This is a genomic window from Methylomonas methanica (assembly GCF_001644035.1).
In the GTDB taxonomy this organism is placed as follows: domain Bacteria; phylum Pseudomonadota; class Gammaproteobacteria; order Methylococcales; family Methylomonadaceae; genus Methylomonas; species Methylomonas methanica_A.
Genome location: NZ_LUUG01000073.1, coordinates 56,232 through 77,608, shown reverse-complemented (window position 1 = coordinate 77,608; position 21,377 = coordinate 56,232). Strand labels below are relative to the sequence as shown.

The window sequence follows — 21,377 nt, the reverse complement described above, 5'->3', positions numbered from 1 at the left end:
GTTAATGGTTTAAATGCGCCGCCAACCAGCGTTCGGCCACCTCGACCTTCAGGCCTTTGCGTCGCGCGTAGTCTTCCAGCTGGTCTTGATCGATCTTGCCGACATTGAAATACTGCGAGTCCGGGTGCGAGAAATACCAGCCACTGACTGCGGCGGTCGGATACATCGCAAAGTTTTCGGTTAGTTCGATAGTGGTGTTCTCAGTGACATTCAGCAGCTCGAACAACTTGGCTTTTTCGGTGTGGTCCGGGCAGGCCGGATAGCCGGGGGCCGGACGGATACCCTGATACGCTTCTTCGATCAGCGCATGGTTGTCGTGTACTTCATCTTCCGCATAACCCCAATAATCGCGGCGTACGGCTTGATGCATGTATTCCGCAAATGCTTCGGCCAAACGATCGGCCAGGGCTTTGAGCATGATGGAGCTGTAGTCATCGTGATCTTTTTCGAATTCAGCCAACTTGGTTTCGATGCCGATACCGGAGGTCACCGCGAAACCGCCTAGATAGTCGGCAATGCCGCTACCGACCGGAGCGATGAAGTCGGACAGACAGTAGTTTGGCCGGCCCGGCGCTTTGACGTTTTGCTGACGCAAATGATGCAGCGTTTCGCGTTGCTGACTGCGGCTGTCGTCGGTATACAGCACGATGTCGTCGCCGTCGCTGTTGGCAGGGAAGAAACCGATCACGGCTTTGGCCGTCAGCCATTGCTCGCGGATGATGTGTTTCAGCATATCCTGGGCGTCTTCGAACAATTTTGTTGCCTCGACGCCGACCACGTGATCGCTAAGAATGGCCGGATAGCTGCCAGACAACTCCCAGGTCTGGAAGAAAGGTGTCCAGTCGATATACCAAACCAGTGTATCCAGTGGGAAATTATCGACGACTTTGGTGCCGAGGAACTTGGGCTTAACCGGCTGATGGCTGGCGTAATCGAATTTATTGAGCCGGGCGTTTTCCAGATTATGTTGTGGATTCTTAGCGTGTCGCCCCTTGTGACGCTCGCGCACCACTTCATACTCGGCACGGGTTTTTTCCACGAAATCGGCTTTTAAATCGTCGCTGAGCAGGGAGCTGACCACGCCGACACTGCGCGATGCATCGGTGACATAGACGGTCGGCGACTGGTAGTGCGGTTCGATTTTTACGGCGGTATGCGCGCGCGAGGTAGTCGCGCCGCCTATCATCAAGGGAATCGTAAACCCTTGGCGTTGCATTTCCTTGGCGACGTGCACCATTTCATCCAGGGACGGCGTGATCAAGCCGCTGAGGCCGATTACGTCGACATTTTGCTCACGGGCGGTTTTCAAAATGGTCTCGGCCGGCACCATTACGCCCAAGTCGATGACTTCATAATTGTTGCATTGCAAGACCACACCGACGATGTTTTTGCCGATGTCGTGCACGTCGCCTTTCACGGTGGCCATCAGCACCTTGCCGTTGGTTTGTCGCTCGCTGCCGTCTATTTCGGCATCCATGAAGGGCATTAAATACGCCACGGCTTTTTTCATGACTCGCGCCGATTTGACCACTTGCGGCAGAAACATCTTGCCTTCGCCGAACAAGTCGCCGACCACATTCATGCCGTCCATCAACGGCCCTTCGATGACGTGCAGCGGCTTTTCGGCTTCCAGCCTTGCCGCTTCGGTATCTTCTTCGATGTAATCGGCGATACCTTTTACTAACGCATGTTCCAGGCGTTTAGTGACCGGCCATTCCCGCCATTCCAGGGTTTCCTGTTTCGCAGCCTGGCCGCTGCCGCGATATTTTTCGGCGATTGCCAGCAGATTTTCAGTACCTTCCGGCGTGCGGTTCAGGATCACGTCTTCGACAGCGTTACGCAGTTCTTCCGGAATATCGGCGTAAATCGCCAGCTGCCCGGCGTTGACGATACCCATGTCCATGCCGGCTTGTACCGCATGGTACAGGAACACCGCATGGATCGCTTCGCGTACCGGGTTGTTGCCGCGGAATGAGAACGACACATTGGAGACGCCGCCCGAAATCAAGGCGTGCGGCAAAGTCTGCTTGATGATGCGGGTAGCTTCGATGAAATCGACGCCGTAATTGTTGTGCTCTTCAATGCCGGTGGCGACCGCGAAGATATTCGGGTCGAAGATGATGTCTTCCGGCGGGAAACCGATTTGTTCGGTCAGAATTTTATAGGCGCGGGTACAGATTTCCACCTTGCGCGTCATCGTATCGGCTTGGCCTTGCTCATCAAACGCCATCACGATGACGGCGGCGCCATAACGGCGCACCAGCTTGGCGTGCTTAATAAACGCTTCCTCGCCTTCCTTGATGGAAATCGAGTTGACGACACCCTTACCCTGGATGCATTTCAGACCGGCTTCCAGAATCTCCCATTTCGAGGAATCCAGCATGATCGGCACCTTGGCGATGTCCGGCTCGGCCGCCAGCAGATTCAAAAAGCGCACCATCGCGGCTTTTGAATCCAGCATGCCTTCGTCCATGTTGATGTCGATAATCTGCGCGCCGTTTTCGACCTGCTGTTTGGCAACTTCCAAGGCTTCTTCGTAACGCTCTTCAATGATCATTTTTTTGAACACTGCCGAGCCGGTAACGTTAGTGCGTTCGCCAACGTTAACGAACAGAGTTTCCGGACCGATGCTCATGGCTTCCAGGCCGGCCAGGTGGCAGCGTTTTTCCAGTTCCGGGATTTGCCTTGGCGGGTATTTTTCCAGCGCGGCAACAATGGCGCGGATGGTGTCCGGCGAGGTGCCGCAACAACCGCCGATGATATTTAAGTAGCCGCTGGCGGCCCAGTCGGCCAATTCGGCGGCCATTTGCTCCGGGGTTTCGTCGTATTCGCCGAATTCGTTAGGCAAACCGGCGTTGGGATGCGCGGAAACGTAGGTGTCGGCGATGTTGGACAGTTCTTCGATGTACTGGCGCAATTCCTGGGCACCCAGCGCGCAGTTGAAGCCGATAGAGATCGGTTGCACGTGCTTTAATGAATACCAAAATGCCGCTGCGGTTTGGCCCGAAAGCGTCCGACCGGATGCGTCGGTGATCGTGCCGGAGATCATTACCGGCAGTTTGTAGCCGAGTTTGTCGAAGGTTTGTTCGACCGCGAAAATCGCCGCTTTGGCATTCAGCGTATCGAATACAGTTTCTATCAGGATGATGTCGGCACCGCCGTCGATCAAGCCTTGGGTGGCTTCGCTGTAGGCTGCAACCAAGTCGTCGAAAGTAATGTTGCGGAAGCCCGGATCATTCACATCCGGGGACATGGATGAGGTGCGATTGGTGGGTCCTAACACTCCAGCGACGAAGCGCGGTTTGTCCGGCGTCAGAGCACTAACTTCCTCCGCGGCCTGTTTGGCAACGCGGGCTGAGGCGACGTTAATCTCGTAAGCCAGATCCTCCATCCGATAATCGGCCATCGCGATACGGGTGGAGTTGAACGTATTGGTTTCCAGAATATCCGAACCGGCATCCAGATAGGCGCGGTGAATAGCCTTGATTATAGCCGGCTGGGTAATCGATAATAAATCGTTGTTGCCCTTAAGATCGACAGGCCAGTCGGCAAAGCGTGTGCCGCGATAATCCTTCTCCTCCAATTTGTAGCTCTGAATCATGGTGCCCATCGCACCGTCCAGAAACAAAATCCGTTGAGATAATAACTGGTGTAATCTTTGTGTGCTGTTCATACTGCCTGATGGTCGCAAGGGTGAATGTACGGTGGGCTAGTCCGTATAATTATCAAACCAAATTTTGAGGGAAATCATGTCTAAACCCAGTCTATTGCATGTCATAAAAAGCGTGATCGCCGCCGTGATCGGCGTGCAAAGCAATAAGAATAGAGAGGTTGATTTTCAGCACGGCTCTTTGCCTGCCTATATTGTCGTCGGGCTGATCGTGACCGTGTTATTTATTTTAACGATAGTCAGCATCGTATCCGCAGTTACCGGCGGTTGAGGAATTTCGGTCGGTAACGAAGCCCAAGCTACCTTGGGCTTCGGGATCAGCCAGTATTAATTGCTGGAAGTTTTGAAGCTGTTTTTTATACTGACAAACAACTCTTTGATGCCGCTGAACAGGTTAGCAGGTGTCAGGGATTGTTTCAGAATGAACTGTGTGCGAATTAGCGCCACAGCCATTACGCCGGCAAACGGCGGCAGTAATTCGAAGAAAACCGGCATGAACCAGCCGCCAGCGCCTTCCTGGGTTTTTCTATCGCCAACGCTGGTCAGATCGCGATCATATTCGCCGCCGACATCTTTACCGTCCAAGCCGTCGATGATCATGATGTTGATGTTGTAGAACATCACTTGAATGACCAAGAACACTATGGCACAGCCGGCAACCCACAACAGCACATTACCAGTTTTGGCTTTTATCAGGGTTTGATAAACCCAGATTGCCGTCAAAATCATTATTACGCCACCAATCATCTCTATTCCCCTTGTAACTGTTAACTATTTTTATAATTCTCAAAAATCTGGTCGAGAGGGCATACTACCATAATCCGCCTGGATGGCAATTACGGTCGGATGTTTCCGCGATAGCCATGAATCGCTTGACTTTGAAGGTGGCTAAAGTAACATATGAAGCTCGACCGCCAAAGACATGGCACATTTTATAACAACTAACTAAAGGTAGGAGGCACCCATGGGAGCGATCTTAGATTTAACAGAAATGCTGAAAGAACCGTCGGGCATGATTGGAGCGCTGGTTATCATCGCTGCAGGATACTTCTTTGTAAAATGGGTTTTTGCTGAGCCTAAAGACGAAGAGTAAGCTATACCCCTCGCTTACAAAGCTTTTCTGGAAAAAGCGGCTACGGATAGATCCCGTAGCCGCTTTTTTTTTGCCTGAAGCATGCCTAGTTTAAATACCTTATAATCCGTGGCCTTTTGGCCTGCCGATCCGCTATGTACAAACTGTTAGTTCAGAAAATAAACGCGCTTTATTCCAAAAAAGTACCCGCTACCGGCGTAGGCCTTTTCAGGCTATTGTTCGGGTTGGTGACACTGCAGGAAGTTTTCTTTCTGCTGTATTTCAATCACTTGATATTCGATCCCATCCCATTCATGGATGTCGAATTTCCGATGATTCCGTTCTTTTTGTGGCTGTGGGCCGTGGTGGCGTTTTGCTTGGTCATCGGCTACCGCTGTCAGGCTGTCAGTATTGCTAATTACATTTTTTGGCTGGTATTCGTCAATTTCACGCCTATGCAACGCGATTTCGACGGCGGCTTCGATTTGTTCATGATCGGCGCCAATTTCTTTCTGATCTTCATGCCGATGGACCAGGCCTTCTCTGTTGATAGCCTGAGAAAAAAATTGCTGCGTCCCTTCGTGCATTATTCTCAGTACCAGGCTCCGGCAGTGTCGGCATTGACCTACTATCTGCCGGTCGCGATTTGTCTGGGATTTTTGTACTTCGATTCGGCGATACACAAGATGTTTGCCGAGCATTGGCGCAACGGCTTGGGTGCCTGGCTGCCGTCTTCAATTCCGTATTACATGTCCGCGCTGGATTTGTCGTGGCTACTGAATATCGAGATTTTGCAGAAAATCATCGGTTACACCATCATAGTTTTCCAGTTTACTTTCCTGTTGTTTTTCCATCGCCACCGGTGCAGATGGCTGTATTTTCTGCTAGGTATCTCGCTGCATGTCGGTATCACGCTGTCGTTCAATATTTATCCGTTTGGCATGGGCATGCTGATTTTTTACGCTTTAGTGATGCCGTTTGCCTGGTATAGAAAAATCGGTGCCTTTCTGCGGGTCAAACAGCCGCTATTGACGGTGTTTTACGACCAGCAATGCCCATTGTGCAATCGCACGGTTTTAACGCTCAATCACTTCGACGTTTTGCACGCTGTCGATTTCAAGCCTGCACAAGTGTTTGCAATCGACTATCCAGCCCTAGCAGAGTTGGGCGAAAAGCAACTGCTGACGGATTTGTACGCGGTGGATGGCGACGGGCGGGTTTATGCCGGCGTTGACACCTATGCGCAGATTTTAATCTCGATGCGTTATGCCGCGATGATAGGCTGGGCCATGAAGCTGCCGCTACTGTATCAGTGGATATGCGGGCGTTATCGGGCGATTGCCGATTCACGCGCGCGGTTGGTGTGCGATGTGAGCTGTATGCCTGCATCAACCGAAAGCCTGCCGCCGAGCTTCTACGAGCGAATTTTCGAAGCGGAGCATGCGGTACCCGCCAGAAGTCGCGTACACAAAATCAGCAAAGTGCTGCTGGTGCTGATCTTGTTTCAGTTCAACAGCAGCTTTCACTATGGCTTGTTGTACCGCTTGCATGTCGATGCCCGCCAGTCGCCGATAACCAGCATGTTGGCGGATATGAGCAACGCGGTCTTGATGATGTCTCACACGTTTTTAGGCATCACTCCGCACGCTTTGTATCTGCACGACCATTTCGAAGGCTACGACCGTTTGCTGGCTATTACGTATTTGGATGCCAACGGCGAAGAGCAATGGTTGCCGTTTGTTGATCGGCAGGGTCGCTTGTTGGCGCCGAATTGGGGGCGGGTACATTCGATGTGGGCCAACATAGCGGTAACGCCGAATATCGATGAGTTCCGCTTGAAAAAATTTATCATGAAAGTCACGGCGTTCTGGGGGAAAAAGACCGACTTAGAGCTGGATAGCACACAATTTATTGTCAAAATGAAGAGAATTCGAGCGCCGTTTGTGTGGGAAAAAGACCTCAGGAACAGTAACTTGGCCGGAGAATGGCAAGCAATAGGCTCTGCGCAATGGGTTGGAAAGGACATAAAGATCAACTTGCCGAAAGACATCGATATTTTGTAAACATCTAGGGTATTGCATACTCGGTTTTGTCATGCTATAAATTTTGCGTGCTTGAATTTGAGTACACACAAAAATAAAAACCTTTAAATCGGAGGATGTTATGAAAAAAGTATTTTCTGTCTTGGCTATGGTAATGATGATTGTAAGCTTGAGCGGTTGCATGGACGACCCAGACCAAGGCAATCCAAAACCAAAAGGCTATGGTTCACCTAGCCAACAAGGTTCAGGGGTTAAATAATCCTAGCCCTGGCAGGATATTCCTACCTGAGTAAGGCCCACGCAAGTGGGCCTTATATTCCAGATTCTTTTCCTCCAAACAGATTTAGTTTGCGCTAAACTGCTTCGGCATGTTTAAATCTCGCCGTGCTTAATTTTCTGTTTAGATTCAGTACACGAAAAAATATAAAAAACTTTTATTTGGAGGATGTTATGAAAAAAGTATTATCTCTTTTAGCTATGACCCTGATGATTGTTGGCCTGAGCGGTTGCATGGACGATCCAGATGCGTCAAAACAAAAAGTTTCTAGCTCTACTTCTGTAGCGCTTTAATCTTTAAGCTTGAAAAAAAGGCCCGCGAAAGCGGGCCTTTTTTTTTTGTGGGTCAAGAAGAGGTTTATATCCTAATTTCGATTTACGCCTCAGTGCGTTCCTCGTCGATTTCCTGCATTGCTTTATTGATCCATGCTTCGGCTTCTGCATTAATATCCTTCGATTTTTTATCGATGCTGCCAATGGCCGGCCCAATCTTTACCTTAATGACGCCCGGATATTTCAAAAAGCTGTTACGTGGCCAATATTCGCCAGCATTGTGCGCTAAGGGGATCACTGGAAAACCCGATTTTTGCGCCAGCATAGAGCCACCGGCGTTAAATTTTTTATGCGCTCCCGGCGCCACTCTGGTTCCTTCAGGAAACACCACTACAAACAAGCCTTCCTGCAAACGCTCGATACCCTGATCGATCAGCATTTTTAACGCTTCTTTTTGATTCTGCCGATCAATCGCAATCGGCTTTAACGTCGCCAAGGCCCAGCCGCCGAATGGAATTTGCAGTAACGATTTTTTCAGAACCGCGGTTTGCGGGGAGATAAATTGCCGCAAGGCTACCGTTTCCCAGGCCGATTGATGTTTGCTGAGGATAATCGCCGCGCTATCACGCGGAATGTTTTCCAGGCCTTCCACTTCATAACTTAAGCCGCAACACAACTTCAGCATATACAGCAGGCAGTTGATCCAAATATCGGCGATTTTATAGCGCATCGGAAATGGCAGAAAAAACCCGCCCAAGATGGCTACCCCGACAATCAGCGTCGAGAATACTATGTAAATGAACAACAATGTCGAGCCTAAATAGACTCTGAAATCAGCTTGTCGAGACGATGTGCGTGGCTGCGTCATAAAGATTATCGAAAATAGGAACGTTGAGTTGGGGATTATCAATAGCGGTTTTTTCGCCTTTCCCGGTTCTGACCAAAATCGGTTTTGCACCGGCTGACTCGGCGGCCTGGATATCGCGCAAGGAGTCGCCAATGGCATAAGTCCGGCTCAAATCAGCGTTTGTGGCGCCAGCAAAGCGCCGAAATAGTCCATCTTTGGGTTTGCGGCAGTCGCAGGAGTCGTTTGGGCCGTGTGGGCAAAAGTAAATCGCCTCAATGCTTCCACCCGCCAGACCGACCAATTCATGCATTTTGGCGTGTATCGCCTCCAACGTTGCCAAATCGAATAAGCCTCTGGCAATCCCCGACTGATTGCTGATCACCACCACTTTGTAGCCGTGTCGATTTAACAGCGCTATGGCTTCCAGGCTGCCGGCCAGCGGCAGCCATTCCTCGGGAGATTTGATGAATGCATCGGAATCGACATTGATAGTGCCGTCCCGGTCCAGAATAACGTAACGCTCGGTCACGATTGCAATTTGGATATATCGGCGATTTTCAAGAACTGGTTAGACAATTTCGCCAGCAATGCCAAACGGCTGTTGCGCAAGGCTTCGTCGTCGGTATTGACCATGACATTATCGAAAAACGCATCGACGCTATCGCGCAATTGCGCCAGCCGGCTCAATGCCAACGGATAATTCTGTTCGGCTAATAGCGGCAGAATGTCGGTTTCCGATTGCTCGGCCGCCGCAAGCAAGTTTTTCTCGGCGGCCTCAACCAGGGTACCAATGGTCTCCGTAGGCGCTTGATCCGATTTTTTCAGGATGTTGATAATGCGCTTGTTAGCCGCTGCCAGGCTTTCCGCTTCCGGCAAGGCCCTAAAGCTTTGCACGGCGCGAATACGCAACATAAAATCCAAGGGGCTGGTCGGATTGACCGCCAATACCGCTTCGAATTCGTGGCTGGTGTAGCCTTGATCCAGGCAATAGCCTTTTAAGCGGTCGAATAGAAAACCGATCACTTTCTGCCGGGTTTCGACCTTATTAAAGTCATGGCTGAATTGATCCAGTGCCGCGTCCAGCAGTTCCACTACATCCAAAGCAATACCGTTTTCGATCAGTACCCGCAAGATGCCCAGCGTGGCTCGGCGCAACGCGTAAGGGTCTTTATCGCCGGTTGGGATCAAGCCGGCGCTGAAAATGCCGGCCAGGGTGTCTATTTTTTCTGCCAGCGCCAACACCTGGCCGATTGGGCCGCTCGGTGTCGCGCCGCCGGATTGCTTGGGATAATAATGCTCTTCCAAGGCCAGGGCTACGTCGGCATGTTCGCCATCGGCCGCCGCGTAATAGCGACCCATCGTGCCTTGCAGATTGGCGAATTCGCCGACCATATTGGTCATCAAATCGGTTTTAGCCAACAGTGCGGAGCGCTTGGCTAATTCGACATTGACGCCAAATTTTTCGGCGATCAAAGCCGCCAGATTAGCGACGCGCTCGGTTTTGTCGAACAACGTGCCCAGATCTTTTTGAAAGACGATGCTTTTCAGGCTCTCGACCCGCTCGGCCAACGATTGCTTTCTGTCTTGTTTCCAGAAAAATTCAGCGTCGACCAGACGCGGCAACACCACGCGCTCATTGCCTTGACGGATGGACTCCGGGTTGGAGCTTTCGATATTGGCAAAGGTAATGAAATGCGGCAACAATCGGCCCGCCGCATTTTTAACCGGAAAATACTTTTGGTTGGCCTGCATCGTGGTGATCAACACCTCCTGCGGCAACTCCAGAAAACGCGCGTCGAAATTGCCCACGACCGGTACCGGCCATTCGTTTAATGCCGCCACTTCTTCCAGCAAATCGTCTTCGATATGGGCGATACCGCCAACATTGCTGGCAGCTTGATTCGCGGCGTCGCGGATGATGGTCATACGTTCTTCGAAGTCGGCCAGTACCTTGCCATACTGTTTCAGGATGTCCAGATATTCATGCGGACTGCCGATGCTCAAATCCAGTGGCGAATGGAAACGATGGCCACGGGTGACGCGGCCGGTGGTGCGGCCGAGAATATCGGTGATCAGGATTTCAGCACCAAACAGCAAAACCGCCCAATGTACCGGCCGAGCAAATTCAGCGTCGAAACTGCCCCAACGCATACGTTTGGCAATCGGCAAATTGTTCAGGCTTTTACGGATAATGTCCGGGATCAGTTCAGCGGTGGCTTGGCCCTTCACTGCTTGTTTAAAAATCAACCAAGAACCCTTGTCGGTTTCCAGCTTTTCCAAATCCTCAAAGGTGGCGCCGCAACTGGCCGCAAAACCCAGTGCCGCCTTGCTCGGTGAACCGTCGGGACCGTACGCCGCTTGGATAGCCGGGCCGCGCTTTTCGACAACCTTGTCGGCCTGGAAGGTTTGTAAATCGTCGATCAATACTGCCAAGCGGCGCGGTGTAGCATAGGCGCGGCCTTGGTTGTAGCTCAAACCGGCTTCTTGCAAGCCGGCCAGAATGTTGTCCAGCAAGGCCTGGCTGAGTTTTTTCAAGGACTTCGGCGGTAACTCCTCGCAGCCCAGTTCGAACAATAAATGATTGGTCTCGGTCATGTTACGCTCCCTGTCTGGCGAGGATCGGAAAGCCTAGTGCTTCCCGGCGGTTGTAATAGGCTTCTGCGACCGATTTGGCCATGTTGCGTACCCGTAGGATGTAACGTTGACGCTCGGTGACCGAGATGGCGTGGCGGGCGTCGAGTAGGTTAAAGGAATGCGAAGCTTTTAACACCATTTCGTAAGCCGGCAGCGGCAGGTTTTTCTCCAGCAACATCAGACATTCGCGTTCGTAGGTATCAAAGCATTGGAATAGGAAATCAACATTAGCGTGGTCGAAGTTGAACTCAGACATTTCCACTTCGTTTTGATGGAACACATCGCCGTAGGTGACCACGCCTTGCGGACCACGGGTCCAGACCAAGTCGTAGACGCTTTCCACGCCTTGCAGATACATCGCAATCCGCTCCAGGCCGTAGGTAATTTCGCCACTAACCGGCCGGCATTCCAAGCCGCCGACTTGTTGGAAATAAGTAAACTGCGTGACTTCCATGCCGTTCAGCCAAACTTCCCAGCCCAGGCCCCAGGCGCCCAGGGTAGGCGATTCCCAATTGTCTTCCACAAAACGAATATCATGCTCCAGCAAATCCAGACCCAAATGCCGTAATGAGCCCAGATACAATTCCTGGATATTGTCCGGCGACGGCTTCATGATCACCTGAAACTGGTAATAATGCTGCAAGCGGTTGGGGTTTTCGCCGTAACGGCCGTCGGTCGGGCGGCGCGAAGGCTGCACGTAAGCGCTGTTCCAAGGCTCGGGGCCGATGGCGCGCAAGAAAGTGGCGGGGTGGAAAGTGCCGGCGCCGACTTCCTGATCCAAAGGCTGCAATAACACACAACCCTGATTCGACCAGTATTCCTGCAAGGTCAGAATCAGGCCCTGAAAAGTAGAGACATCGTTTTTGCTAATCGACACGTCGGGAGCCACTTGATAGATAAAAAATGTACTTATTGTACCTGAAAAGCGCTCGCCAGACAGGCGTCAAGGGGCTTTAAAGAATCCTGCCCAAGCCTGCTAACATCGCTCCACGCAGGCGAAATCCGAGAATGATACCCCCTTGGCCTCGTCATAAGACGGAGCACCATATCGCAGTGCAACAGACTTACTCGGCCGCCAACAATAGCGCTATCCCGGTCAATGACATTCAGCCAATATTCCTTCTCCTCCAATAACCAGTTAAGATCACCCCCTATAAAATAATAACTATAAAAATAAGAGGGTGGATCATGCAAAACCCCAGCCGGAATATTCCGGGCTACAGACCGCTAAAACGCCTGCGTACCGCACTGGCCATAGCTCAAGGTGCAGGGCTGTTATCGACCTTGCTGCAAGAGCTGGAAATCACCGTCTCGCACGACCAGACCAAGCGCGTCACTTATATGACCGGCTTGTACTCGCGCATTCATCGCGAGATGTTCAGCGATTGGAAGGAGCAGCCCACCGTCACTCATCGGCCCGGCACCATGCCGGATGCGGACAAGCGCAAGCAGTTTCGCGTCGCTATCGAGCGATTGGTGCTGGATGGCGACAGCAATGCCGACACGGCGATTTTCGATAATAACGGCTTTGTGATCCATAGCGACGACATCGCCGAGCGGCTGGCCAGCTTTTATCATTCCTTACGCGTGATTCGCCCGTATGGCTATGGCAACCGCATTACCCTGGATTTTTTCATAACCGCGTTGGGCAATCTGCCGGCCTTTAAAGCGGTCTACGAACAAGGTATCGACTTTCGCCGCCTAACTGCCGATGACGCTTTAGTCCTGCACGATCACGGCAGCCAACACCGGGCGCTGAGCCGCGCCTTTGCTCATGCGCTCGATCCTAAACGGATTAAAAGCCTGCACAACCAAGCCAACCGCTATGGCAAATGGCCGGAGAACAAACGCTTTTTACTAGGCATTCCGTTTCTGTCGCATATCACCGGCGATGGCGTGGAATGTCTGATCACCGTTACCGGTGGCCTGGTGCCGCTGAGCAGCATCACCGCCGAGCAACTGATTGCCGGCCAGCATTTTGCCGACAACCCCTTGAGCGTATCCGAACACATCATCGGCTATCTGCCGGGCACCGAAGATTTGCGCGCCCCCGGCAAATTCGAGATTGATGCCATCCCCATTCGCGAAGACGGTGTCGCCCCTTTGTTTTGCTTGGACGTGAACATGCTCACCGGCTTGCGCTCCCCCAGCCAGGCCGAATTGATCGATTTATTGAAGCAATGCGCCGGCGAGCAAGCCAATCTATTTTTATTGGCGGACAACGAAACCTTAAAACAAAGAATGCTGGTCGCGGCCCGCAACGAAACCCGCCTGCGCCGCACCGTGGAAATTGCCTACGAACGTTTGGCTAAGATTACTCGGATTTTATTGGCGGCCAGGGACGCGATTTTTGCCGGCAAAACCCCAGTGGACCAACCGCACTTTTTGATGAGCATGGGCGGCGCCGGCGCCGGTAAAACCGCCGTCGAGGAAATCGCGACGGCACTGTGCGGCGACAATTTTGTAATCGCCTCTTTGGACGAATTCAGAAAGCTCAGCGATTTGTACCGCTTGTTGACTGCTGCCAATCACCACAGCGACGACTACGTTTACGTCGAACCCTTCGCCAATCGGCTGCGTGACTTAGTGGCGCAACAGGCACGCGAACTGCGGATCAATATTCTCTACGACGGCACCGGCATTCCCTACTATCCGCGCTATTCGACCGCGATCAAACATTTCCAGGCCGCCGGCTTTCGCACCCAGATCGCCGCCGTCGATGCGTTTTTGGTGAAGCCAGTCGGCCGGGAGTTGGAGCTGTCGCGTTCCGGCGTTATCGGCAGCGTCAAATCGCGCTTTGAAGCGACCGGTCGCGCCTTGCCCTGGGTGGTCACCATCGATAAACACATCCGTTCGCCGCAAGAATTCCTGAATGCCTTGGAGGACACGGCGGTGGCAAAGATTTCGCTGTTTGCCAACGACGGCGAACGTGACCGGCATTATCTGGTCGCGGAAAGTTTCTTACTCAGCGATGCCGAGCTGGAGCAACTGCAACAGCAGCAACTGGCCGGCAACTTGGTCGAGCATTTCCTGGGATTGATCCGCCTGCATCCGGATTCGGTATTGAAAAGCCTGGCCGGCATTTGCGACACCAAATTGGCAGCGCTGATCTCCCGCAACCCGGACTTGAGCGAAGATAATGTGGGCTATTTAATCTACAAAGGTAGCGAGGGCAATCGAGTGTTGCTGGTTTACCACCTGCGGCGCTTGATAGACTTTGTGGAAAAACGCCAGCTCAACCCTAACGCCTCTGGAGAAGAAGGTTTGTTGCACAAGCCGGTGGCGCTGGCGTTTCATGTCGATCCGAATGCGAAAGACGCTTGGGTTACCCGTTTGCAAGGGACTCTCGAATAACTTTATCCTTCCTTACTGCCCTTTGGGGAGGGTTGTGAGTGAATTGCTAAGACTATAGAATCAAGCATCGCTTTTAAAATCATGAGAGACCTTGTAATGAAATCGTTCGTTTTAAGCAAATCGTTTGTAGCAGCTGGAGTATTACTGTTATCCAGCACCCAAGTTTTTGCCTCGCCTATAAGCCTGGATTTTAACCGTGTTACCAGTAACAGCAGTCAAAACGTGGCTAGCCAATTGAGTGTTGATGTTTTCAATCAAGCCGATGCTTTTTCAATTTTGAATCAAAGTATTGGTGCCAATGATGTATTGTTCACGTTTAAAAACGCTGTGGGCATTGCTTCCAATATTGCCGAGATCTATTTTGACGATAGTAACTTTCTGCTGTCTCAATACGCCCCTTTTCTGCAGCTTGGTGGCACTACCGATTTTGGTACTACCCTGAACCCAAACAATTTGCCAGCTGGCAACTCACTGGTTACCCCTTTTGTTGCAACTTCTGGTTTTGGCGCTGATGTTAATCCGGGCAATCCTAGCAAAGGGATCAACGCCAGTAATGATTTGCTGGGTATTCGTATAGCCTTGCAGACTGGCGTCAGCTTTTTGGACCTTGCGCATGGCCTGCAAGACGAAGCTTTACGCATCGGCTTACATGTCAGATCAATTGGTACGGACGGAGAAAGCGATTCATTTGTTAGCGATGGTGACACAGCGGGCGGCGGCGGTTTAGGTTCTCCGGTGCCTTTGCCAGCAGCGGCCTGGATGTTCTTGACTGGTTTGGTCGGCTTTTTGGGTCTGCAACGGCGTCGGGCTGCCGTTTAATCCTGAGCATGGAATAATCGGCCCAGCTTAAAGATTCGCCTGTCGGCGTTCTTTCTTTTGCCGTTTATCTCTTGACGAAGAAGATCCCTCGCTCCAGGCGGAACGAGGGATTTTTTTTGCGCCAAAAAATCTGGTCTGTCCACGTTATGCAGAACATCCGGCAGTTAGATTTGCCGTTAGCCGATTTGCTTGCTACATTTCCAGCACTCGTTAAATCCGGTAGCCCGATGGAGGCCTTAATGCGGATACCTCACTTGTTCGATATTCGCTGGCTGGGCTGGGTTACGGCCTTTCTGCTGGTTTTATCGGCTCAAAGCCGCGCCGCGCCTAGCGACGATCCGGATGTTCTGACCCGCCGTGGGCAACAGCATCCACTGACAACCGGGCCAGCCATCGCGCCAACGCTGACACTGAGCAAACCGGCCGGCGGCTGGACCAGCGGTTTGCAGATCACCGTGGCCGGCACCTGTTCCGACCCAAGCGCCGATCCGATTGTGGTGAATATCAACGGCGTGCGTTATTACGTGCGCAACGCCAATGGCAGCTTCTCCCGCGCTTTTCCCTCCGCGAAGGGTAAAAACACTGTGATTGCCGAATGCGCCAATAGCGTTGGCGTCGCCAAGGCGTCCACCACAGTCGATGCGGTGATTTCTTCGATAGGTTTGAAAGTGGTGCTCACCAGCGATAGTGACGGCGTTTATACCGATTTGCACATTTACGAGCCGGACAATAGCCATGTGTATTGGGCCGATACCAATTCCAACAGTGGCGGCATCTTCTTTTTAAATCAAAACGGCGACAATTTCGACCAGCCTGGTTACGGGCCATATTTATACGTGCATCCGGCCCCACCGATTGGCGTATTCCGCATCGACACCAATTACTGGCCGGGCGGCGCAGTGCAGCATACCCTGGCCAATCTGGACATCATCCTTGACGAAGGTTTGCCCTCCGAGAGTCGGCGCCGGGTGCAAAAACCGCTGGCCCGGCCCGGCGAAACCAAAACCCTGGCGTATGTAGTGATCCAAGGCAACCGCCAGCCGGCGAAAATCTATGTGCCGGGGCAGGATGCCGAACGGGATATGCCGGCGGAAGTAAAGGAATACATCAAACACGAGCCCAAACGGGAAGGCGAAGCCGAGGACAGCGCGGAAGAATTGGGCTATCTGGAGCCGCCTGCATCGGGAAGCAACGCAACTCCATCTCCCGCTGGAGACGAGCTTCTCGTAAAAGCCAAGTTAGAACCCTCTCCCTCCGGGAGAGGGCAGGGTGAGGGGAATACAAATAGGCAAACTTACCTGCTACCGCAAGACGCCGATGCGCTACGCCAAGTCGTCACCGATGTAGCCCTGCTGCAAGCCCGTAAACTCAGCCCGCTCTGGGAGCCCAAACAACGCGACTGCGCCGGCTTGGTACGTTTTGCCTATCGCACCGCTTTAGAGCCACGCGACGCCGCGCGCACCGCCAAACTCGGCGTGCCGGCCAAATTGATGTTGCCACCCTTATCCGAGCAGGCCCGCAAAGCCATCCCCGACTATCCGCAAATCTGGCAAACCGGCTTGAATAACGGTCAAGCGCGCTACGGTCATTTTGCCGACGCGGAAACCCTGATCGGCTACAACTTTCGCTTGAAATCCCGCGACCTGGCCGCAGCAAAAAGCGGCGATTTGCTGGTGTATCAAAAACCCTTGATCAACGACGAACCCTATCACCTAATGCTGTTCGCCGCCGGCCATCCGGAAAATCTGGCCGTCTACCACAACGGCGCACAAGGCGCCGATGCTCAAGTGCGGGTGGTTAGCGTCACCGAACTATTGCAATCGCCCGATCCGGTGTGGGTCCCCCGCGCTGAAAATCCCTATTTCCTTGGAGTATACGAATGGAACCGCTTAGCCCCGCAAAACGCCTGACCGTGATTGCCTCGGCGGCGGTGCTGACCGCTACCGCCGGCATCGTCGGCTATCAGGATTATTCCCGGCAACCTCTCAGCCGTTTGATGCGCGCCGGTCTGCCCTTGCTGGATTTGACCGTGAAATTACGCGATGCCGCCAATAACGACTTGGATGCCAGCACCTCGCTGGTCGGCAGCAACGATGCAGTGCCGGCGGGCGACGATCATTGTCCCGCCTTGACTGGCGGCGATGTCGGCTCGGGCACCACGATGGACGCCACCGTACAGCGCCCCGCCGATTGTCCGAAGCAGGCGACCTGGTATGTAAAAAAACATCCGGTGGCTTTTACCTTGAACTTCAATGAGGGCGAGGCATTTTTAAACTGGTGGGATGCGCAGCCGCAAGTGCAAAGCTTGGTCGGCAATCGCTTCGTGCAAGGCTTGTTTTTCGGTTTGTTGCAAAGCCTGAAAGTCAAAGCCGAGCAACTCAATCTGGAAGGCCTGCAAGGCGAGTTTCTGGCGCAACTGCTGCGCGATGCCATCGCCGCCAACGCCGAGCTGCATTACGACATGGCCCATGCCAGCCAGGGCTGGGTGATCAGCTACTCGCGTAGCGACAGCCAGTTTGCCGATCAAGCCATGCCGGCCTTGGCCGGCGTGTTGGCGACCAGCGGCTATCGTCTCAACAAACTCCCGGAACCGATCCTGGAAGCCCGTATCGGTTTGCAGAAGCTGTTTTTCACCCAGTTCCGCGAGCGGATTTATCTGGCGCAAAGCTTGGAAGCGTTATTGAACGTGATCGACAGCATCGCCCCGCAAAGCCGCCGCAGCGATGCGCCCTTGAGTTTGACGCTACGCAGCGAAGCCTTTATCGATAATTTACTGCCGGTGCTGACCGGCGCGCCAACCTATCCGCTGCAATGGGATTTTGCCTTAACAGACGGCCAACTGGGTACCTTGAATCTGCCGGCGGCGGCTTGGCAAAGCCAATTGCACGGACAATTGTTTGAAGGCGTTTTAGCCAGCATCCCGCATGATGCCTTTGCCGGCGCCGCTGCCAGCCTGGCCTTGTCGCCTGATTTAACGACAGAAGACTGGCAAACGCTGGCTGCAAACGGCCCCTCTACCCAGCCACCCGGTGCGGAACCGGCAGGCGTGGGTTTGGTTTGGGATTTCACTGCAGACAGCCCGACCGGCGCGGTGGGCATCATCGTCGCCAATCCCCAGCAGCCGCAAGCCAGCGCCGCGTACGCGCAATATTTAAAAAACCCGGACTTGGGTGCGGAATGTGCCGGCGGCAGTTTGTTCCTAGCCGCCAGCTCGGAAAGCCTGCTGACCAGGATGAAAGACGCCTGCAACAAACAGTCCTTAAGCCCCTTGGATTGGCAACGCGGCATCGAAAATCCACGCTGGCAAGCCGCGCAACTAACCGCTTTCGTCAATCCCGGCGCGGCGGTGCGCGAACTGTTTTTGGCCGGCGGAGCGGGTACCACGCAGGAAGCCAATGAATTTGCCCCGCGCTGGCAGCAAGACTATGAAGCCGCCAAGGCCGCGATGCGGCAGGAGGGGGATAAGTTGTTTTATGGCTTGCCGATTTTGAGTTATGCGGGGAGGGTTGAGAATGCTTCTGCAGGGGCAAAGCTAGAAGGGAAGTTAGTATCCCAATAGAATTGTTTCCGTAATATAGATCGTTAAGCTTCAGCCCAGTAAGGTTGTCGATAAATATTCAGGAAGAAAACTTTGAATGCCGGAAATAAGCCCGTGTCAGGCCAAAACTTATCGGACGACTCTACTCGCGGCAACGAGGGGCCAATAGCGCGTAAAGGCGATTCCGTTGGGATGCCGATTTGCGCAAAACTGGGTTAAAAAATAAAGTTAAGGTTATGCGGTCCAGGCATGGAACTATGACCGAACGCTTTCGCGTCAAGTCTGATCGAAGGGAGATTATCGACCCCAAATTGCCGTTCAAAGTATTTTCTTGATCGACTGATTATTGCCAGACAACGGACAGTCGTAAGCTAAAAACCTTATATCGTCGACATGGGGCTATATCTCAGACTCGAATGCCTAGTCCCTCTCCAGTGCCTTCAAAATGGCTGGGTAGTTGAAATAGTCAGCTAGATTGGACAATACGCGACCCAATGTCGTGTCGACTTCGCTGATTTGCCGGATGGCTTCTGAGATGCGTTCGCTATCCAGCTCTTGCAGTGCGCCTTTAAGTTCGTTGCGTAGCGCAACCGGCAAACTGTCCAGCATTTCGGATTTCAATACGACGGCTTCGGTTTGTTCCTCCAGGGTGTCGGAGCGATACAGGTAGCGTATGCCCAATTGCCGCGTCAGGCTGTCGTATATTTCCCCAAAGCGGTAGGGCTTACCCACGAAATCGTCCATGCCGGCGTCAAGCATCTCCTGCTGCTGTTCCTTAAAGACTTCGGCGGTGACCGCGACGATTTTGACCTTCCCGCCATCGGGCAATTGGCGAATACGCTTGGTGGCTTCCTCGCCGCTCATGACTGGCATGCGCCTGTCCATCCAGATCAGGTCTGGTTGCCAGTTCCGGTAGGTTTCGACGCATTGTTCGCCGTTTTCCGCCACCTTCACCTCCAGACCGATGCTTGTCATCAATCGGCTGAGCAATAGTTGATTCTCAAGTTGGTCTTCGGCAATCAGGATGCGGTAGACAGGCTGCCCCGGTGCAATCCCTATCACTTCGCCTTGTTTTTTAGCCTCAGGTTTAACGACATCATCCGCGCTTGCCGTTTCCACCGGCAACTCGATGCGGAACAATGAGCCCTTGCCTGGCGTGCTTGCCACACTGATATCACCGCCCATTAGTCGCACAAACTGGCGGCTAATGGTCAATCCAAGCCCCGTACCTTTATTCACACAGCCTTCCACCAGCTGCACGAAGGGTTCGAAAAGACGCTTCTGGTCATCCAGATGAATACCGGGGCCGGTATCCTCAACCTCAAGCAGCAAATGCTGCCGCCGATTTTGCTTCACGCCCAGACGGATGGTGACAACGCCCTGTTCGGTAAATTTCACGGCGTTGCCCACCAGATTGATCAAGGTCTGACGCAGGCGCGCCTCGTCGCCCTTGATGTAGCGAGGAAACTCAGAAGACTGATCAAGATCGAGACGCAAGCCTTTTTGCTCGGCGCGCATTTGCATCATCTCGGCGACATCCCGCACCATGCCGCCCAAATCGAACGGGGCGACCTCCAATTGCAGGCGCCCCGCCTCGATTTTGGCCACTTCCAGCACATCGTTGATCAGCTTCAACAAATGCTCACCGCTACGATTGATAATGTTGAGGTTATCGCGCTGGGTTTGGGGCAAGTCGGGATCGGAGCGCATCATGCTCGAGAAACCGAGAATCGCATTCAGCGGCGTGCGCAACTCGTGGCTCATGTTGGCGAGGAAGATGCTTTTGGCGCGATTGGCGGCCTCAGCGGCATCCTTGGCTATGGAAAGTTTTTTGGTGCGCTCGGCTACCAATTCCTCAAGATGTTGCTGTATGTCCCACAATTCGCTAGTGCGCTGATCGAATTTTTCGGCAAGATCATCGAGCTCATCGGTCGTGCCGAGCGGCGCACAGCGCCTCTCCGGGCTACCGTCCGCCGCAGCGACACGCTGGCGCAACAACAGGATCGGCCGCGACACGCTGAAGCCTATCCAGGAGGCGGTCGCGATCGCGACCAGCGTCAAAGCCAGACCTAAAATGGCGACGTCGCGTACCGCCAGGACGGCCGGATTAAGGTAGTGGCGGCGCGGCGTCGAGGCCTCGATTTCGAGCTTGAGCCCGGCCAGAAAGCTTTCGCCGTCGCTGACCAGCGGCTGGCTCACTACCAGCATGTCACTGTTGTCGACAGGCTGGCGCTGGTAGATAACCTTGTCCGCCACCCGCAACCGATGGCCGATTAACTCGTCACTTTGCAGCACACGCTTGGTCACCGCGCTGAGATCGAAGACCACCACTAGAGCGCCCTGGGTAGTGCTGTAATAGCTGACCGGCACAAACACCACCCATTCACCGCGTTCCGCGTCGACCAGGTAACTGACGATGCCATTGGCAAGTGCGCTACGTAACTCGGCCGAATCGCCATAGGTAGGCAAGTTCATCAGGCTGGAATAGACCGGCTTGCCGTCGAAACCGAGCAAGGCAACGGCGCGTACATCGCGGCCTTCGCTGAAGTTCTTTACCAGCTCCGGCAGGTAGCTCAGGCGGCCTTGGGCATCGTTCAAGCCGTTGATGACCAGCGGATTCTTGACCAGTACGCTGGCGCTTTCCAGCAGATATTCGATGCGTTGTATCAATAGTGTGGCATCTTGTCGACCGTGTTCCTCAAGCTGATGAGTCAGATTGGCGGTAATAGTCGAAAACAGGCGGAAACCCACCGTGGTCGTCACCGTGACCATAGACAGCGCGACGAACAAGCCGAAGGTCCAAGTAATTCGGCGGCGAACGCTACGACGAAAGTAATCGAGCAAGGACATGG

15 protein-coding genes are annotated in these 21,377 nt (G+C 53.2%); 8 read left to right on the top strand and 7 right to left on the bottom strand.

Annotated features, from left to right (window positions below):
* Window position 1 precedes the first annotated feature (1 nt).
* The gene (gene metH, locus A1332_RS12505; protein WP_064008821.1) at window positions 2-3,673 is read right to left on the bottom strand and encodes a methionine synthase; all 3,672 of its coding nucleotides are present in this window, start codon (window positions 3,671-3,673) and stop codon (window positions 2-4) included.
* Window positions 3,674-3,749: 76 nt separating this feature from the next.
* Between metH and A1332_RS12500 the strand changes: the two genes are divergently transcribed.
* Window positions 3,750-3,941, top strand: coding sequence for a DUF2970 domain-containing protein (locus tag A1332_RS12500; protein WP_064008820.1), 192 nt, complete (start codon window positions 3,750-3,752; stop codon window positions 3,939-3,941).
* Window positions 3,942-3,997: 56 nt separating this feature from the next.
* Here A1332_RS12500 and A1332_RS12495 read toward each other — a convergent pair whose 3' ends face one another.
* Window positions 3,998-4,417 (bottom strand): hypothetical protein, encoded by a 420-nt coding sequence (locus tag A1332_RS12495; protein WP_064008819.1) that lies wholly within the window; start codon window positions 4,415-4,417, stop codon window positions 3,998-4,000.
* 217 nt (window positions 4,418-4,634) lie between these two features.
* Here A1332_RS12495 and A1332_RS26320 point away from each other — a divergent pair, with 217 nt between their 5' ends.
* The 3 genes from A1332_RS26320 to A1332_RS25655 all read left to right on the top strand — a co-directional run bounded on the left by A1332_RS26320 (window position 4,635) and on the right by A1332_RS25655 (window position 7,043).
* Window positions 4,635-4,763 (top strand): hypothetical protein, encoded by a 129-nt coding sequence (locus A1332_RS26320; RefSeq protein ID WP_020483807.1) that lies wholly within the window; start codon window positions 4,635-4,637, stop codon window positions 4,761-4,763.
* Between the two features lie 134 nt (window positions 4,764-4,897).
* Window positions 4,898-6,805 (top strand): DCC1-like thiol-disulfide oxidoreductase family protein, encoded by a 1,908-nt coding sequence (locus A1332_RS12490; RefSeq protein ID WP_064008818.1) that lies wholly within the window; start codon window positions 4,898-4,900, stop codon window positions 6,803-6,805.
* A gap of 100 nt (window positions 6,806-6,905) precedes the next feature.
* Complete coding sequence (locus A1332_RS25655; RefSeq protein ID WP_020483805.1) at window positions 6,906-7,043, top strand: hypothetical protein; 138 nt, start codon at window positions 6,906-6,908, stop codon at window positions 7,041-7,043.
* Window positions 7,044-7,436: 393 nt separating this feature from the next.
* Here the strand turns inward: A1332_RS25655 and A1332_RS12485 are convergent, their stop codons facing one another.
* From A1332_RS12485 to glyQ, 4 genes are read right to left on the bottom strand one after another with little or no spacing between them, the layout of a single operon-like run.
* A complete protein-coding gene (locus A1332_RS12485; protein ID WP_064008817.1) occupies window positions 7,437-8,201 on the bottom strand; it encodes a lysophospholipid acyltransferase family protein in 765 nt (254 codons plus the stop codon).
* Entirely contained in the window at window positions 8,167-8,709 is a 543-nt protein-coding gene (gmhB, locus tag A1332_RS12480) for a D-glycero-beta-D-manno-heptose 1,7-bisphosphate 7-phosphatase (protein ID WP_064008816.1), read from the bottom strand. The genes A1332_RS12485 and gmhB overlap by 35 nt, the downstream gene beginning before the upstream one ends.
* The gene (gene glyS / locus A1332_RS12475) at window positions 8,706-10,775 is read right to left on the bottom strand and encodes a glycine--tRNA ligase subunit beta (RefSeq protein WP_064008815.1); all 2,070 of its coding nucleotides are present in this window, start codon (window positions 10,773-10,775) and stop codon (window positions 8,706-8,708) included. The genes gmhB and glyS overlap by 4 nt, the downstream gene beginning before the upstream one ends.
* A gap of 1 nt (window position 10,776) precedes the next feature.
* Window positions 10,777-11,691, bottom strand: coding sequence for a glycine--tRNA ligase subunit alpha (gene glyQ, locus A1332_RS12470; protein WP_036272636.1), 915 nt, complete (start codon window positions 11,689-11,691; stop codon window positions 10,777-10,779).
* A gap of 311 nt (window positions 11,692-12,002) precedes the next feature.
* Between glyQ and A1332_RS12465 the strand changes: the two genes are divergently transcribed.
* The 4 genes from A1332_RS12465 to A1332_RS12450 all read left to right on the top strand — a co-directional run bounded on the left by A1332_RS12465 (window position 12,003) and on the right by A1332_RS12450 (window position 18,546).
* Window positions 12,003-14,168 (top strand): zeta toxin family protein, encoded by a 2,166-nt coding sequence (locus tag A1332_RS12465; RefSeq protein ID WP_064008814.1) that lies wholly within the window; start codon window positions 12,003-12,005, stop codon window positions 14,166-14,168.
* Between the two features lie 96 nt (window positions 14,169-14,264).
* Entirely contained in the window at window positions 14,265-14,987 is a 723-nt protein-coding gene (locus tag A1332_RS12460) for a VPLPA-CTERM sorting domain-containing protein (RefSeq protein ID WP_064008813.1), read from the top strand.
* Between the two features lie 239 nt (window positions 14,988-15,226).
* Window positions 15,227-16,897: a DUF1175 family protein gene (locus A1332_RS12455; RefSeq protein WP_064008854.1), complete on the top strand. Its 1,671-nt coding sequence runs from the start codon at window positions 15,227-15,229 to the stop codon at window positions 16,895-16,897.
* A complete protein-coding gene (locus A1332_RS12450) occupies window positions 16,867-18,546 on the top strand; it encodes a hypothetical protein (RefSeq protein ID WP_064008812.1) in 1,680 nt (559 codons plus the stop codon). Before A1332_RS12455 ends, A1332_RS12450 begins: the two co-directional genes overlap by 31 nt.
* A gap of 399 nt (window positions 18,547-18,945) precedes the next feature.
* On the opposite strand, the gene A1332_RS12445 is transcribed toward A1332_RS12450, so the two are convergent.
* Complete coding sequence (locus A1332_RS12445; RefSeq protein ID WP_064008811.1) at window positions 18,946-21,375, bottom strand: hybrid sensor histidine kinase/response regulator; 2,430 nt, start codon at window positions 21,373-21,375, stop codon at window positions 18,946-18,948.
* Between the last annotated feature and the right edge of the window lie 2 nt (window positions 21,376-21,377).